This is a genomic window from Streptomyces sp. NPDC002513, from assembly GCF_053595355.1.
The window spans coordinates 23,673-36,913 of sequence record NZ_JBSFXK010000040.1 but is presented as its reverse complement, the minus strand read 5'-3'; the positions used below and the strand labels follow the sequence as shown (position 1 = coordinate 36,913).

Genomic DNA, 13,241 nt, shown 5'->3' with positions numbered 1-13,241 from the left:
ACGATAGATCCCCCTCGTAAGGACTACAAGTGGAACTGGCCTATTACTCGGACTACGCCGTCCGTCTCGTGAACAGCGAGGAACCGGCCCGGGGCAAGGACTCGCTCACCTCGGTGGAGGCCGTCCGCGACCTCTTCGGGGTCAACCGGTCGGCGGCCCGCCGCGCGACCGACGCCGACGTGACCCGGTTCCGCTCGGTCCGGGCCCGGCTGCGGGCGGTCTTCGAGGCGGCGGACCAGGGCGACGAGACACTCGCGGTGGACCTGCTGAACTCCCTGCTCCTGGAGTTCCCGGTGAGCCCGCAGATCTCCGGGCACGACCACCGGGACGAGGACGGCCGCCCGCTGTGGCACATGCACCTGGCGGACCACCCGTCGAACGCGACCGCGGGCTTCGCGGCGATCGCCGCGATGGGCCTCGCCTTCCACCTCACGGAGTACGGCGTGGACCGCCTGGGCCTGTGCGAGGCGGCGCCGTGCCGCAACGCCTACCTCGACACCTCGACCAACCGCTCCCGGCGGTACTGCTCGGACCGCTGCGCCACCCGCGCGAACGTGGCCGCCTACCGCGCCCGCAAGCGCCTGGAGGCCGACCGGTCGCAGAGCACGGGCCGGGCCGCCGTGAGCACCCAGCGCAGCACCGCGAGCGGCGAGCGCTGACCCTCCTTGAGCGGCCGGTAGCGCAGCCGCACCCTCCCGAGGACCAGTTCCTCGGGAACGGTGCCGTAGTCGGTGCTGTCCCCGCCCGCGAACGGATTGTCGCCGAGCACCCACCAGCCGCCCTCGCGCTGTTCCACGGCCCGCTTGACGACGAGCAGGTCCTGCTGGAAGGGGTGCCGCAGGACGATGACGTCGCCCGGCCGGACCCTGGCCCCGTACTGGACCAGCAGCCGGTCCCCATGGTGCAGCGTCGGCACCATGGACGGCCCCCCCACCTCCGCCGCCCCGAACGGCAGCAGAGCCCTCGTGCGCTCGATCTCCTGCGACAGCTCCGGCATCACCGGCACCTCCCCGGTCCGATCCTCCACCATCCCAGTCCCAGTCTCTCCCTGGACTTTTGTCCTAAGCCCATGGGGGCACTCGCGAAAACCCGTCCCCTACGGAGTAATGTCCCACCTGAGAAGACGATCACGAGGAAGGACGGCTTTATGCTCTCCCGCCTGTTTGCCCCCAAGATCAAGGTCAGCGCCCACTGCGACCTGCCCTGTGGTGTCTACGACCCGGCTCAGGCCCGCATCGAGGCGGAGTCGGTCAAGGCCGTGCAGGAGAAGATGGCCGCCAACGACGACCCGCACTTCCAGGCTCGCGCCACCGTCATCAAGGAGCAGCGCGCCGAGCTCGCCAAGCACCACGTCTCGGTGCTGTGGAGCGACTACTTCAAGGCCCCGCACTTCGAGAAGTACCCGGAGCTGCACCAGCTGGTGAACGACACCCTGAAGGCCCTCTCGGCCGCCAAGGCGTCGACGGACCCGGCGACGGGCCAGAAGGCGCTGGACCACATCGCGCAGATCGACAAGATCTTCTGGGAGACCAAGAAGGCCTGATCTCGCATCATGCCTTGTGACCTGCGCTTACGTTGGTTGCAGCGCCTCCCTGTCCGCACCCGGTCCGCAGGCCGCCGAGCACGGCGTCCCTGACGGTCCGGGTGCGGTCTTTTTGGACTGGGCCGCAGGTGGGCAGCACCTTTCGGCCGCAGCATGCGCCCGGCGAGAACTCGCCGGTGCCGAACGCCCCGCGGAGGTCCGCAGCCGGCGCATCACGGCAGGTCCCGTCGGAGCAGGTCCCGTTGTCGGTGGTCCGTGGCATGCTGACGGCGTGGATGTGGACGACCTGACCCGGTTGCGGCGGGCGCGGGACCGGATGGAGCGTGAGTACGCGCAGCCGCTGGACGTTCCCGCGCTGGCGCGCACCGCGCTGATGTCGCCGGGGCACTTCCAGCGCAGTTTCCGGGCGGCGTACGGGGAGACCCCGTACGGCTATCTCATGACCCGGCGTATCGAGCGGGCCAAGGCGCTGCTGCGGCGCGGCGACCTGACGGTGACGGAGGTCTGCCTCGCCGTGGGGTGCACCTCCCTCGGATCGTTCAGCTCGCGTTTCACGGAGCTGGTGGGCGAGACCCCGAGCGCGTACCGGGCGCGGTCGCACGAGCAGGGGGCGGCGATACCGCCGTGCGTGGCGAAGAGCCTGACGCGGCCGCGCCGGGGCCGCCCCCGGGGACACCCGGACCGATCCGCGCACACAGCTGTAGTGCGGGGCATCCGTCAGCTGTAGTGCGGCGAAGAGCGGGCGGGAGTCCGGCGGCAGGCCTAGCGTGGTGCCATGGATCTGAAACTCTCCCAGTGCTTCATCTCCGTGGACGACCATGACAAGGCGCTCGCCTTCTACCGTGACGTCCTGGGCCTGGAGGTGCGCAACGACGTCGGTTTCGAGGGGATGCGCTGGGTGACGGTCGGTTCGCCGCTCCAGCCGGACGTGGAGATCGTCCTGGAGCCTCCGGCGGCGAACCCGGACTTCTCCCCCGCCGACCGCCAGGCGATGGCAGAGCTGCTCGCCAAGGGTGTCCTGCGCGGGGTCATCTTCTCCACCGAGGACTGCGACGCCCTCTTCTCCCGCGTCGAGGCATCCGGTGCGGAGGTCCTCCAGGAGCCGATGGACCAGCCCTACGGTGTACGGGACTGCGCCTTCCGCGACCCGGCGGGCAACCTGCTGCGCTTCACGGAACGCCCGCGCTCCTGACGCGGCCCGCCTTGCGCAGGCCGCCTCTGCGACGCGGCCCCCCCTCTCACCGGCCCAGCGCGCGGTCCGGCTCCAGCCGGGCGGTCGCGTCCGAGCGGAGGCAGACGACGATCACCGGCTCCTCGAAGGAGCCCTCGCTCGGACACACGGTGTCGTGCACCTCGGCGGACAGCCGGGGCGCCGGCGCGCGCTCCCAGCGGGCCGGGGGCTCCGGCTCGTTCTGGTCCTGCAGCCACAGCGTGAGCCCCCCGCCCACCACCACGAGCACCGCCCACCACCACACCCCGCGTCCTCCCCCCGCCGCGGTCACTCCTGCGCCGCCGCCCCGCGGTCCCAGACCTCCACGTCCACCACGGCGGACACGGGTATCGGCCCGTAGATGTGCGGGAACTCCTCGCCGCCGGGCTGCACGGCCTCGTAGCGCACCGGAGCCGTCAGGCGCTCCGGGTCGATGACGAGCAGGACCAGTTCGTCGAGCCCCTCGTCATCGCCGTACACCCAGCGCGCCACACGGGGGACCTGGTGCCGCAGCGAGCAGTGGATGAAGCCCTCCTCCTGGAGGGTGACACCGCGCGTCGACATCTCGTAGGCGCCGGTGGCGCGGGCCGCCTCCCACAGGGAGCGCTCGGTGAGATGCAGCAGAGGTTCGGGCATGGCGCCCACCCTAGGCCCCGGCTCCGACATCGCGCCGGTCTCCCGTGCCACGGAGGCCGGACACCGCGGATTGCGGCAGGGGCCGGGGCGCCACACGGGAACGAAGGCGCCCAGCGTCTTGTGGCGCCGTACGACGGTGGCGACGGGCTGCCCGCACACCGGACAGACCTGCTCCTCGCGGCCCATGACCTCAGCGTAGGGCGGGCCCGGGACGCGACGCCTCCCGTGCCGGGGACCCGCCCCGTGGGCGCGGTCCGAGGCAGGAGGCGGGCCCTGCGCACCGTGGGGACGCGCGGGGCCCTCCCCGGGGCCTGAGCCACCGGTCGCCGTACGGGGTCAGGGGCCGCACGGGCCGGGGCTCCGGGGTCTCACGGTGATCAGGTGCTGCGCCGGGTCACGAACTCGGCCAGGGCCAGCAGTCCGCCCGCCGCCTCCGGGCCGGGCACCGCCCGGGACAGCTCCTGCATCGCCCGCCCCATCCGGTCGGCCGCCTGCGCCTGCGCCCAGTCACGGCCGCCCGCCTGCTCGACGGCCAGCACGGTGCGCTCCAACTCCCCTTCCTCGTAGGGTTTTTGGTACAGCTCGGCCAGCTCCGAGGCCGCCGGGGTGCCGGAGGCGAGCGCGGCCACCACGGGCAGCGACTTCTTGCGGGCCATGAGATCCGCCCCGGCCGGCTTGCCGGTGCGGCTCGGGTCCCCCCAGATCCCGATCACGTCGTCGATGAGCTGGAAGGCCAGCCCGGCCTCGCGGCCGAACGCGTCCAGCGCCTCGACGTCCGCCTCGTCGGCTCCCGCGTACAGCGCCCCGAGCGCGCAGGCGCAGCCGAGCAGCGCGCCCGTCTTGGCCTCTGCCATGGTGAGCACCTCCTCGAGGGTCACCTCATGGGGGCCGCGCCGCTCCATGGCCGTGTCCGCCTGCTGCCCGGCGCACAGTTCGACGACACAGTCCGCGAGCCGGGCGGCGGCCGCCCCCGACGCCGGGTGCGGATCCTCGGCGAGCAGCCGCTGGGCCAGCGCCTGCAGGGCGTCCCCCGCGAGGATCGCGTCGGCGTCGCCGAACACGGTCCAGGCGGTGGGACGGTGTCTGCGGGTGGTGTCCCGGTCCATCACGTCGTCGTGCAGCAGCGTGAAGTTGTGGACGAGTTCGACGGCCGCGGCGGCCCGGAGGGCGGTGGACCGCCGTCCGCCGAGCGCCTGTGCCGCGGTCAGCACGAGCGCGGGCCGTATCGCCTTGCCCGCGTTGCCGGCGGCCGGGGTGCCGTCCGCGTGCTGCCAGCCGAAGTGGTAGAGCGCGATCCGCCGTATCGAACCCGGCAGCGACTCCACGGCCCGGCGCAGCTCCGGGTCGACCGAGGCGCGGGTGCGCTCCAGGATCGCCACGGCCTCGTGGCCGTCGAAGGGTCGCTCCGGGCCCGGGAGCGGCGCGTGCCGCCCCGCCGGGAGCGGCGCGCTCCGCCGCTGGTGCGCGGGGCCCCGTTTCGGCTCCGTCATGAAGTCACCCATGGAACCGCCTTAAGGAGTCTGCGGACGGAGAGGCCTCCGCCACCGGGCATGCACCCGGAAGGTGTACCCGCCCCGGCGCGCGAGAACACGGCGTGCCGCTTGTCGGCGACGACCGGGCCGCGGAGACGCGCCGGTAGCGGGCGAGCAGCGAAAGGCGTCACCTCCAGCGGCCGATCTCGACGTTCTCCAGGACCCCCAGGGCGTCGGGCACCAGGACGGCCGCCGAGTAGTAGGCCGTCACCAGATAGCTGATGATCGCCTGCTCGTTGATGCCCATGAAGCGCACCGAGAGGCTCGGCTCGATCTCGTCGGGGATGCCGGTCTGCCTGAGTCCGACGACCCCCTGCTCCTCCTCGCCGGTGCGCATGGCGATGATCGAGGTCGTACGGGCCTCGGTGACGGGGATCTTGTTGCACGGGAACATCGGGACGCCGCGCCACGTGGGGACGCGGTTGCCGCCGATGTCGATGGTCTCCGGATTGAGTCCGCGCCGGTTCAGTTCCCGGCCGAAGGCGGCGATCGCGCGCGGGTGGGCGAGGAACAGCTTGGTGCCGCGCCTCCTGCTGAGCAGTTCGTCCATGTCGTCGGGGCTCGGCACCCCGTCATGGGGCTGCAGCCGCTGGTCGTACTCGCAGTTGCTGAGGAGTCCGAACTCCGGGTTGTTGATCAGTTCGTGCTCCTGGCGCTCCTTGAGCGCCTCGACCGTGAGCCGCAACTGGTGCTCGGTCTGGTTCATCGGCTGGTTGTAGAGGTCGGCCACGCGCGTGTGGATGCGCAGGACGGTCTGGGCGATGCTCAGTTCGTACTCGCGGGGCGCGGCCTCGTAGTCGACGAAGGTGTGGGGAATGTCCGGCTCGCCGCTGTGGCCCGCGGCGAGGTCGATCGCTTTCTCGCCGTACTTGTTGGTGGACCGCTCGGGGGCCGAGCGCTGTTCCCGCAGGTGGTCGCGCAGGGACTCGGCGCGCTCCGCGACCAGTTCGACCTCCCGGCGGGGCAGCGCGAGCACCGTGCAGGCGGTGACGGCGCGGGCCGTGTACTCCCAGATGGCGTCCGGGTCGAGCAGTGCCTGGTCACCGAAGTAGGCACCGTCGGCGAGGACGCCGAGCACCGCGTCGTCCCCGTAGGGACCGGTGCCGACCTTCTCCACCTTGCCGTGCGCCAGCAGGAACACCTCGTCGGCCTGGCTGCCGAACTCGGCGAGCACGTCCCCGGGCGCGAACCTGCGCTGCTGGCACCGCTGGGCGAGTTCGCCGAGCACCTCCTGGTCCTCGTAGGTGCGCAGGGCCGGCAGTTCACCCAGCTCCGCGGGAATCACCGTGACCTGGTCGCCGGTCTTCACGAACGTCACCCGGCCGTCGCCCACGGAGTAGGTCAGACGGCGGTTCACCCGGTACGTCCCGCCCTGCACGCCCACCCACGGCAGCATGCGCAGCAGCCAGCGCGAGCTGATCTCCTGCATCTGGGGTGCGGACTTGGTGGTGGTGGCCAGGTTCCGAGCGGCCGCGGTGCCCAGACTCTGCTGCGGCCTGTTCTGCTCCGCACGGACCTCTTCGCCTACCGACATGGATATTGCCCCTCCCGATCACGCATCGATCTGCGGGAAAAGCGTCTCAGCACGGAGAGTGCCGATGCCATTACCCGAAAGAGCGGGAATGGATCAACGTCCGTCCGGGCACACTGGGGCACCCCGTCGAGCGGCCGGCCCCGGCACCGATGTCCGACAATGGCCAGGTGACCAGCTCCGATGTGCCGCTCCGGCGCCAGGCGCCCGACGCGGGCGTGCTGCGCCCGCGCCTGCCGTCGCCGTTGCGGGAGGTCGCGGACGAGCGCTTCGCACGTCACGGGGTCCGGCTGCTGCTCAAGCGGGACGACCTGATCCACCCGGAGCTGATCGGCAACAAGTGGCGCAAGCTCGCCCCGAACCTGCGCACCGCGGCCGGCCGCACCCTGCTCACCTTCGGCGGCGCGTACTCCAACCATCTGCGGGCCACGGCCGCGGCGGGCCGGCTGCTCGGGCTGGACACCGTCGGCGTGGTCCGCGGCCAGGAGCTGGCCGACCGCCCGCTCAACCCCTCCCTCGCCCGGTGCGCGGCCGACGGGATGCGGCTGCACTTCGTCGACAGGTCGACGTACCGGCGGGTGTCGGAGCCAAAGGTCCTGGCCGGTGTCCTGCGCGCGGCGGACGCCGAGGACGCGTACGTGGTGCCCGAGGGCGGCAGCAACGCCCTCGCCGTGCGCGGCTGCCGCGCGCTCGGTGAGGAACTCCGCGGCCGGGCGGACGTGGTCGCCGTGGCCTGCGGTACGGGGGGCACGCTGGCGGGACTGGCGGCGGGGCTGGCCCCCGGCCAGCGGGCCCTCGGGGTCGCGGTCCTCAAGGGCGACTTCCTGGCCGGCGAGACGGCCGCCCTGCAGACCCGGGCCTTCGGGGGCCGCCGCGGCACCTGGTCGGTGGACACCCGCTTCCACTTCGGCGGTTACGCCCGCACGACCGACGAACTCGAGTCCTTCGCCCGGGACTTCGAGTCGCGCCACGCCTTCCCGGTGGAACGTCTCTATGTCGCCAAGCTGCTGTACGGACTTGTCGCCCTGACCGGGGAGGACGCGTTCCCTCGGGGAACGACCCTGGCCGCGGTGATCACCGGAACGCCGTTCCCCTCCTCCTGGTGACGAGCACCGTTCGCCCCGGCGCGGGTCACGCGGTTTCGCGGTAGGCCGCCGCCTCCTCCAGGTCCAGGCGTCTCAGCAGGGTGCGGAGCATCTCGTCGTCGATGTAGCGGTGGTTGCGGAGCCGGACGAAGACCTCCCGTTCGGCGCCGATCATCTCCCGGGACAACCGGCTGTAGGTGTCGTCGGCCGTTTCGCCGGTGACCGGGTTCACGGAGCCGAGGCGCTCCCACACGGCGTTGCGCCGGCGCTCCAGGACCGCGCGCAGACGGTCGGCCAGCGGCGGTGGCAGGGCGTTGCGCTTGTCCGCCAGGAGTTCGTCGAGGTGCTGCTCGGCGGCCCGCGACGCCTGCGCCTGGGCGTTCGCCTCGGCGAGGGTCTCCGCCTGGGGGTCGCGCCCCGGCAGTCTGAGCAGGCGGATCAGCGGGGGCAGGGTCAGCCCCTGCACCACCAGGGTGCCGATCACCGTGGTGAAGGTCAGGAAGAGGATCAGGTTGCGGTCCGGGAAGGGGCCGCCGCCGTGTACGGTCCGGGGAATCGAGAAGGCGACCGCGAGGGAGACCACGCCCCGCATCCCGGCCCAGCCGATGATGAACGGCGCCTTCCAGGTCGGGTTCTCCTCGCGCTCCCGGATGCGCGAGAACAGGGTGCGTGGCAGGAACGTCGCCGGATACACCCACAGGAATCGCGAGACGACGACCACGGCGAAGACGGCCACCGCGTACCAGGCGGCGTGCGTGCCCTCGTACTGGCCGAGGCCCCGCAGGACGACCGGGAGCTGCAGTCCGATGAGCGCGAACACCGCGGACTCCAGGATGAACGCGACCATCTTCCACACCGCCTCCTCCTGCAGCCGGGTCGCGAAGTCGACCTGCCAGTTGTGGTAGCCGAGGTAGAGGGCGACGACGACCACGGCCAGCACCCCGGAGGCGTGCACCCACTCCGCGGCGCCGTAGGCGACGAACGGGATCAGCAGCGACAGCGTGTTCTGGAGCAGCGCCTCCTTCAGATGCGTGCGCAGCCAGTGGATCGGGACCATCAGCAGCAGGCCGACCACGATGCCGCCGACCGCCGCGACGGCGAACTCGCGCACCCCCTCCGACCAGGTGGCGCCCTCCCCGACCGCCGCCGCGAGCGCCACCTTGTAGGCGGTGATCGCGGTCGCGTCGTTGACCAGCGACTCGCCCTGCAGGATGGTGGTGATCCGCGAGGGCAGCCCCACCCGCCGGGCGACCGCGGTGGCCGCGACGGCGTCCGGCGGCGCGATCACCGCGCCCAGGACCAGCGCCGCGGTCAGCGGCAGATCCGGCACGATCAGATACGCGGCCCAGCCCACCGCGAGCGTCGCGAAGAGCACGTACCCGACGGACAGCAGCGCCACCGGCCGAAGCTGCGCCCGCAGGTCCAGGTACGAGCTCTCGGAGGCCGCCGTGACCAGCAGCGGCGGCAGCACCAGCGGCAGGACGATGTCGGGGTCGAGCGTGTACTGCGGCACACCGGGCACGGACGAGACCGCGAGTCCCACCGCGACGAGCAGCAGCGGCGCGGGGACCGGAGTGCGTCGCGCGCACCCCGCCACCGCCGCACTGCCCGCGACCAACAACAGCAGCGGCACCACGTTCATGTCCTGCGCCCGCCCCTCTTCCTTCGCGCGGCTTCCCGCGGACCCGTCGTAACCTGGCCATCATGAAACAGTGCACGCATGTCGGCGCGCTGCCGCACCCCGAACCGGAGCCCCAGAGCGAGACCTGCCTGGAGTGCCTCGCCGCCGGCACCCACCCGGTGCAACTGCGGCTGTGTCTGGAGTGCGGGCACGTGGGCTGCTGCGACTCCTCGCCTCTACGGCATGCGACGGCGCACCACAAGGAGACCGGCCACCCCGTGATGCGCACCTTCGAGCCGGGTGAGGACTGGCGCTGGTGCTTCGTGGACCATGTACTCGTGTGACCCTGGATCCCGGCGGTTCGCCGGTCTGACGTCTGGGTACGTCAAACCGGCGCACGCTCTTCCCAATTGGGCCCGCAAACCCCTAGCCACTGTACGTATCCATAGGTTTACTATGAGTGACAGCAAGGGGCCGGGGTCGCGGGACAGAAGAGCCGGTGGCGCGATAGCGTCACCGGTACACCACGTAGGGCGTTACCCCGGGGGGCGACCCTCGGCCCCGAAAGAGCTTGTACCACCTTGGAGGTGAGGGTGTCCCAGATCGCAGGCGAGCCCGCGACCCAGGACTTCGTGGAAGTCCGGCTGCCGGCAGCGGGTGCCTACCTGTCGGTGCTGCGCACGGCCACCGCCGGTCTCGCGGCCCGTTTGGACTTCACCCTCGACGAGATCGAGGACCTGCGCATCGCGGTCGACGAGGCCTGCGCGATCCTGCTGCAGCAGGCCGTGCCCGGCTCGGTGCTCAGCTGCGTCTTCCGGCTCATCGACGACTCGCTCGAGGTCACGGTCTCCGCCCCGACCACGGACGGCCATGCTCCGTCACGCGACACCTTCGCCTGGACCGTCCTGTCGGCCCTGGCCGGCAAGGTCTCCTCCGCGGTCGCCGACGACAAGACCGTGTCCATCAGCCTCTACAAACAGCGCGGCGCGGGACCCGGGCCGGCGTGACGAACGGGGACGGGCCGGTGCGGGACGAAGAGCGCGGCACACGAGAACTCTCCGCCGGGACCGCCGGCGGCCCGAACGGGCCGCGGCGGACGGCGGGCGGCGTGGACGGCATCCCGGAGCAGGCCCGTCCGCATCCGGAGAGCGACGCTTCGGCGGTCGCGGCACCCGCGCAGGCGGGGGCGGCCGTGGCCGAGGAGGCGCTCTCCGAGCGGAGCGGCGGTCGACGGGATCCGGACGGTGCCCCGCGGAGCACGCCCTCCGAAGGGAGTGGGGCCTCCCCGGCTCATGGGGGTCCCCCCGCTCGAGCACAGTCGAGAGTGGGGGAGGAGCCGAGAGCGCGGGGAAGGGTGACGGGCGGGACGATGAGCGAGCACGAGCGAGACGCCGAGCAGAGCGTGCCGGGCGGCGCGCGGCACGACCCGCAGGACCGCAGCGGGGCGCGGTCCCTGTTCGTCGAGCTGCGCACGCTGAAGGAGGGCAGCCCGGAGTACGCGGAGCTGCGCAACAAGCTGGTCCGTATGCACCTGCCGCTCGTCGAGCACCTCGCGCGCCGCTTCCGCAACCGCGGCGAGCCGCTGGACGACCTGACCCAGGTCGCCACCATCGGTCTGATCAAGTCGGTGGACCGCTTCGACCCGGACCGCGGCGTCGAGTTCTCGACCTACGCGACCCCGACGGTCGTCGGCGAGATCAAGCGCCACTTCCGCGACAAGGGCTGGGCGGTACGAGTGCCGCGGCGCCTGCAGGAGCTCCGGCTGGCCCTGACGACGGCCACGGCGGAGCTGTCCCAGCTGCACGGCCGCTCCCCGACGGTCCACGAGCTGGCCGAGAAACTGGCCATCTCGGAGGAGGAGGTCCTGGAGGGCCTGGAGTCCGCCAACGCGTACTCGACGCTGTCCCTGGACGTCCCCGACACGGATGACGAGTCCCCGGCGGTCGCGGACACGCTCGGCGCGGAGGACGAGGCACTGGAGGGCGTGGAGTACCGCGAGTCGCTGAAGCCGCTGCTCGAGGACCTTCCGCCGCGAGAGAAACGGATCCTGCTTCTCCGCTTCTTCGGCAACATGACGCAGTCGCAGATCGCGCAGGAGGTCGGCATCTCCCAGATGCACGTCTCGCGGCTGCTGGCCCGGACCCTGGCCCAGCTGCGGGAGAAGCTGCTGGTCGAGGAGTGACGAAGGGCGACCGGATCCCGGTCGCCCTTGAAGTGCGTACGCCGACGGCCCGTGCCGCGAGCCGTCGGCTACTCCTTCTGGTCCTGTACGCTCCCGGGCCCCCGGATGCCCAGTGCCCGGGTGGTCGCCGGGTTCACGAGCAGCACCAGGGCCGCCACCGCGACGACCGCGAGCGCGATACCGACCGGGATCGCGACACTGTCGGCCTGGAGCAGGCTGTACGCCACCGGCAGCGCCATGATCTGCGTGATGACCGCGGGCCCCCGGCTCCAGCTCCGCCGCAGCAGCAGACCGCGCGCGGCCAGCAGCGGCAGCAGCGCGAGCACGATCAGGGTGACGCCGCCGGTGACGGCCTGCCGGCGGTCGTCCGGCGAGCCCGTGAGGCCCAGGACGAGCATCCACGCACCCCCCACGACCAGGGCGAGACCCTCCAGGGCGGCCAGTGCCGCCGCGACGGTCAGGCGCACGGGACGGGGCCCGGCGTCGGGAGCCGGGGAGGTCGGGTTCTGCTCAGCGCTCACCCCAGAAGGGTAGCCCTCGCACCGTGCCCGGCCGGCGGGACGGGCACGGGACGGACACGGTCATCGCTCCCGGGGCCACCGCCCGGTGTGCTCAAGGCCACTCCCCCTCCTCTTACCCGATCCCTACCTCGACCTGGGACGAGTACCGCCGAGTAGGTAACCTGCAACCCATGCGTGCACTTCTCGTGGTCAATCCGGCGGCAACCACCACCAGCGCGCGCACCCGTGACGTCCTGATCCACGCGCTGGCGAGCGAGATGAAGCTCGAGGCGATCACCACCGAGTACCGGGGGCACGCCCGAGACCTCGGCCGGCAGGCCGCGGAGAGCCAGGACATCGAACTGGTCGTGGCCCTCGGCGGCGACGGCACGGTCAACGAGGTCGTCAACGGTCTGCTGCACCACGGCCCCGACCCCGGCCGGCTCCCCCGGCTCGGCGTCGTGCCCGGCGGCTCGACCAATGTCTTCGCCCGCGCCCTCGGTCTTCCCAACGACGCCGTGGAGGCCACCGGCGCGATCCTCGACGCCCTGCGCGAGGGCCGCGAGCGCACGGTCGGCCTCGGTCTGGCCGAGGGCACCCCGGGCACCGAGGACGAGGCGGTGCCCTCCCGCTGGTTCACCTTCAACGCCGGACTCGGCTTCGACGCGGGCGTGGTGGGCCGGGTCGAACAGCAGCGGGAGCGGGGCAGGCGCTCCACCCATGCGCTGTATCTGCGCCAGGTGCTGCGCCAGTTTCTGGACGAACCTCATCGCCGGCACGGAACGATCACCCTGGAGCGGCCCGGCGAGGAGCCGATCGAGGGGCTCGTCCTGTCCATAATCTGCAACACGGCGCCGTGGACGTTTCTCGGCAATCGTCCGGTGTACGCGTCCCCTAAGGCCTCGTTCGATACCGGACTCGACATACTCGGCCTCAGCCGTATGTCGGCGGCCTCGGTTGCCCGGTATACAACCCAGTTGCTCACTTCGTCCCCCGAGCGTGGCCCCCGCGGCAAGCATGTTCTTTCCCTGCACGATCTGAGTGGCTTCACCTTGCATTCGAAGGTGCCGCTGCCCTTGCAGATGGACGGGGACCACCTCGGACTGCGCACCAGTGTGACGTTCACAGGCGTACGCCGTGCACTGCGTGTGATTGTGTGAGCAGAAGGCCCCAAAGTCCTTTCACTCGAACGTTTAGCCCAGGGTCCACCCCTTGGAAGTACGGCTGTGACCTAGTCGACACCAAGGAATCAAAAAAAACTTTCCGGAAGGGGTTGTATCCGCCGCTGAGGTTTGCGAGTCTCTACGTGGCGCTCGGGACGGCTCGCACCATCGGCCCCCATAGAGAGCCCGAACCCCTCCTCAATCCACAGGACCACGTCAGTGAGTCTGACGATCGGCC

The 13,241-nt window shown here is 71.6% G+C and carries 16 protein-coding genes; 9 read left to right on the top strand and 7 right to left on the bottom strand.

Features of this window, described 5'->3' with window-relative positions; genetic code table 11:
• Positions 1–29: 29 nt before the first annotated feature.
• The gene (locus ACWD5Q_RS24065; RefSeq protein ID WP_451429090.1) at positions 30–659 is read left to right on the top strand and encodes a CGNR zinc finger domain-containing protein; all 630 of its coding nucleotides are present in this window, start codon (positions 30–32) and stop codon (positions 657–659) included.
• On the opposite strand, the gene sodX is transcribed toward ACWD5Q_RS24065, so the two are convergent.
• Positions 563–997, bottom strand: coding sequence for a nickel-type superoxide dismutase maturation protease (gene sodX, locus ACWD5Q_RS24060; protein ID WP_451429117.1), 435 nt, complete (start codon positions 995–997; stop codon positions 563–565). The two genes, ACWD5Q_RS24065 and sodX, sit on opposite strands and share 97 nt — an antisense overlap.
• Before the next feature lie 150 nt (positions 998–1,147).
• Between sodX and sodN the strand changes: the two genes are divergently transcribed.
• The 3 genes from sodN (at position 1,148) to ACWD5Q_RS24045 (ending at position 2,735) form a co-directional block, all read left to right on the top strand.
• Positions 1,148–1,543 carry a superoxide dismutase, Ni gene (sodN, locus tag ACWD5Q_RS24055; RefSeq protein WP_451429089.1) on the top strand — a complete coding sequence of 132 codons (396 nt, stop codon included), beginning with the start codon at positions 1,148–1,150 and terminating at the stop codon, positions 1,541–1,543.
• A gap of 316 nt (positions 1,544–1,859) precedes the next feature.
• A complete protein-coding gene (locus ACWD5Q_RS24050; protein WP_451429116.1) occupies positions 1,860–2,270 on the top strand; it encodes a helix-turn-helix transcriptional regulator in 411 nt (136 codons plus the stop codon).
• A 48-nt stretch (positions 2,271–2,318) separates the two neighbouring features.
• Positions 2,319–2,735 carry a VOC family protein gene (locus ACWD5Q_RS24045; RefSeq protein ID WP_451429088.1) on the top strand — a complete coding sequence of 139 codons (417 nt, stop codon included), beginning with the start codon at positions 2,319–2,321 and terminating at the stop codon, positions 2,733–2,735.
• Between the two features lie 46 nt (positions 2,736–2,781).
• On the opposite strand, the gene ACWD5Q_RS24040 is transcribed toward ACWD5Q_RS24045, so the two are convergent.
• From ACWD5Q_RS24040 to ACWD5Q_RS24025, 4 genes are all read right to left on the bottom strand, one after another.
• Positions 2,782–3,045 (bottom strand): hypothetical protein, encoded by a 264-nt coding sequence (locus ACWD5Q_RS24040; RefSeq protein WP_451429087.1) that lies wholly within the window; start codon positions 3,043–3,045, stop codon positions 2,782–2,784.
• The gene (locus tag ACWD5Q_RS24035; RefSeq protein WP_451429086.1) at positions 3,042–3,389 is read right to left on the bottom strand and encodes a DUF952 domain-containing protein; all 348 of its coding nucleotides are present in this window, start codon (positions 3,387–3,389) and stop codon (positions 3,042–3,044) included. The genes ACWD5Q_RS24040 and ACWD5Q_RS24035 overlap by 4 nt, the downstream gene beginning before the upstream one ends.
• A 377-nt stretch (positions 3,390–3,766) precedes the next feature.
• Positions 3,767–4,879: a family 2 encapsulin nanocompartment cargo protein polyprenyl transferase gene (locus ACWD5Q_RS24030; RefSeq protein ID WP_451429085.1), complete on the bottom strand. Its 1,113-nt coding sequence runs from the start codon at positions 4,877–4,879 to the stop codon at positions 3,767–3,769.
• A 169-nt stretch (positions 4,880–5,048) separates the two neighbouring features.
• Positions 5,049–6,455, bottom strand: a complete 1,407-nt coding sequence (locus ACWD5Q_RS24025; protein WP_451429084.1) for a family 2B encapsulin nanocompartment shell protein — start codon at positions 6,453–6,455, stop codon at positions 5,049–5,051.
• A 149-nt stretch (positions 6,456–6,604) separates the two neighbouring features.
• Between ACWD5Q_RS24025 and ACWD5Q_RS24020 the strand changes: the two genes are divergently transcribed.
• Complete coding sequence (locus ACWD5Q_RS24020) at positions 6,605–7,558, top strand: 1-aminocyclopropane-1-carboxylate deaminase/D-cysteine desulfhydrase (RefSeq protein WP_451429083.1); 954 nt, start codon at positions 6,605–6,607, stop codon at positions 7,556–7,558.
• A gap of 25 nt (positions 7,559–7,583) precedes the next feature.
• On the opposite strand, the gene ACWD5Q_RS24015 is transcribed toward ACWD5Q_RS24020, so the two are convergent.
• Entirely contained in the window at positions 7,584–9,179 is a 1,596-nt protein-coding gene (locus ACWD5Q_RS24015; protein ID WP_451429082.1) for a Na+/H+ antiporter, read from the bottom strand.
• A 62-nt stretch (positions 9,180–9,241) separates the two neighbouring features.
• Between ACWD5Q_RS24015 and ACWD5Q_RS24010 the strand changes: the two genes are divergently transcribed.
• The 3 genes from ACWD5Q_RS24010 to ACWD5Q_RS24000 all read left to right on the top strand — a co-directional run bounded on the left by ACWD5Q_RS24010 (position 9,242) and on the right by ACWD5Q_RS24000 (position 11,340).
• Positions 9,242–9,502 (top strand): UBP-type zinc finger domain-containing protein, encoded by a 261-nt coding sequence (locus ACWD5Q_RS24010; protein WP_451429081.1) that lies wholly within the window; start codon positions 9,242–9,244, stop codon positions 9,500–9,502.
• 249 nt (positions 9,503–9,751) lie between these two features.
• On the top strand, positions 9,752–10,165 hold the full coding sequence (locus tag ACWD5Q_RS24005; protein ID WP_310766681.1) for an ATP-binding protein: 414 nt from the start codon (positions 9,752–9,754) through the stop codon (positions 10,163–10,165).
• Between the two features lie 17 nt (positions 10,166–10,182).
• Positions 10,183–11,340 carry an RNA polymerase sigma factor SigF gene (locus ACWD5Q_RS24000; RefSeq protein WP_451429115.1) on the top strand — a complete coding sequence of 386 codons (1,158 nt, stop codon included), beginning with the start codon at positions 10,183–10,185 and terminating at the stop codon, positions 11,338–11,340.
• Between the two features lie 68 nt (positions 11,341–11,408).
• On the opposite strand, the gene ACWD5Q_RS23995 is transcribed toward ACWD5Q_RS24000, so the two are convergent.
• Positions 11,409–11,861: a hypothetical protein gene (locus tag ACWD5Q_RS23995; RefSeq protein ID WP_451429080.1), complete on the bottom strand. Its 453-nt coding sequence runs from the start codon at positions 11,859–11,861 to the stop codon at positions 11,409–11,411.
• A 170-nt stretch (positions 11,862–12,031) separates the two neighbouring features.
• Between ACWD5Q_RS23995 and ACWD5Q_RS23990 the strand changes: the two genes are divergently transcribed.
• Positions 12,032–13,000 carry a diacylglycerol/lipid kinase family protein gene (locus tag ACWD5Q_RS23990; RefSeq protein ID WP_451429079.1) on the top strand — a complete coding sequence of 323 codons (969 nt, stop codon included), beginning with the start codon at positions 12,032–12,034 and terminating at the stop codon, positions 12,998–13,000.
• The last annotated feature ends 241 nt before the right edge of the window (positions 13,001–13,241 follow it).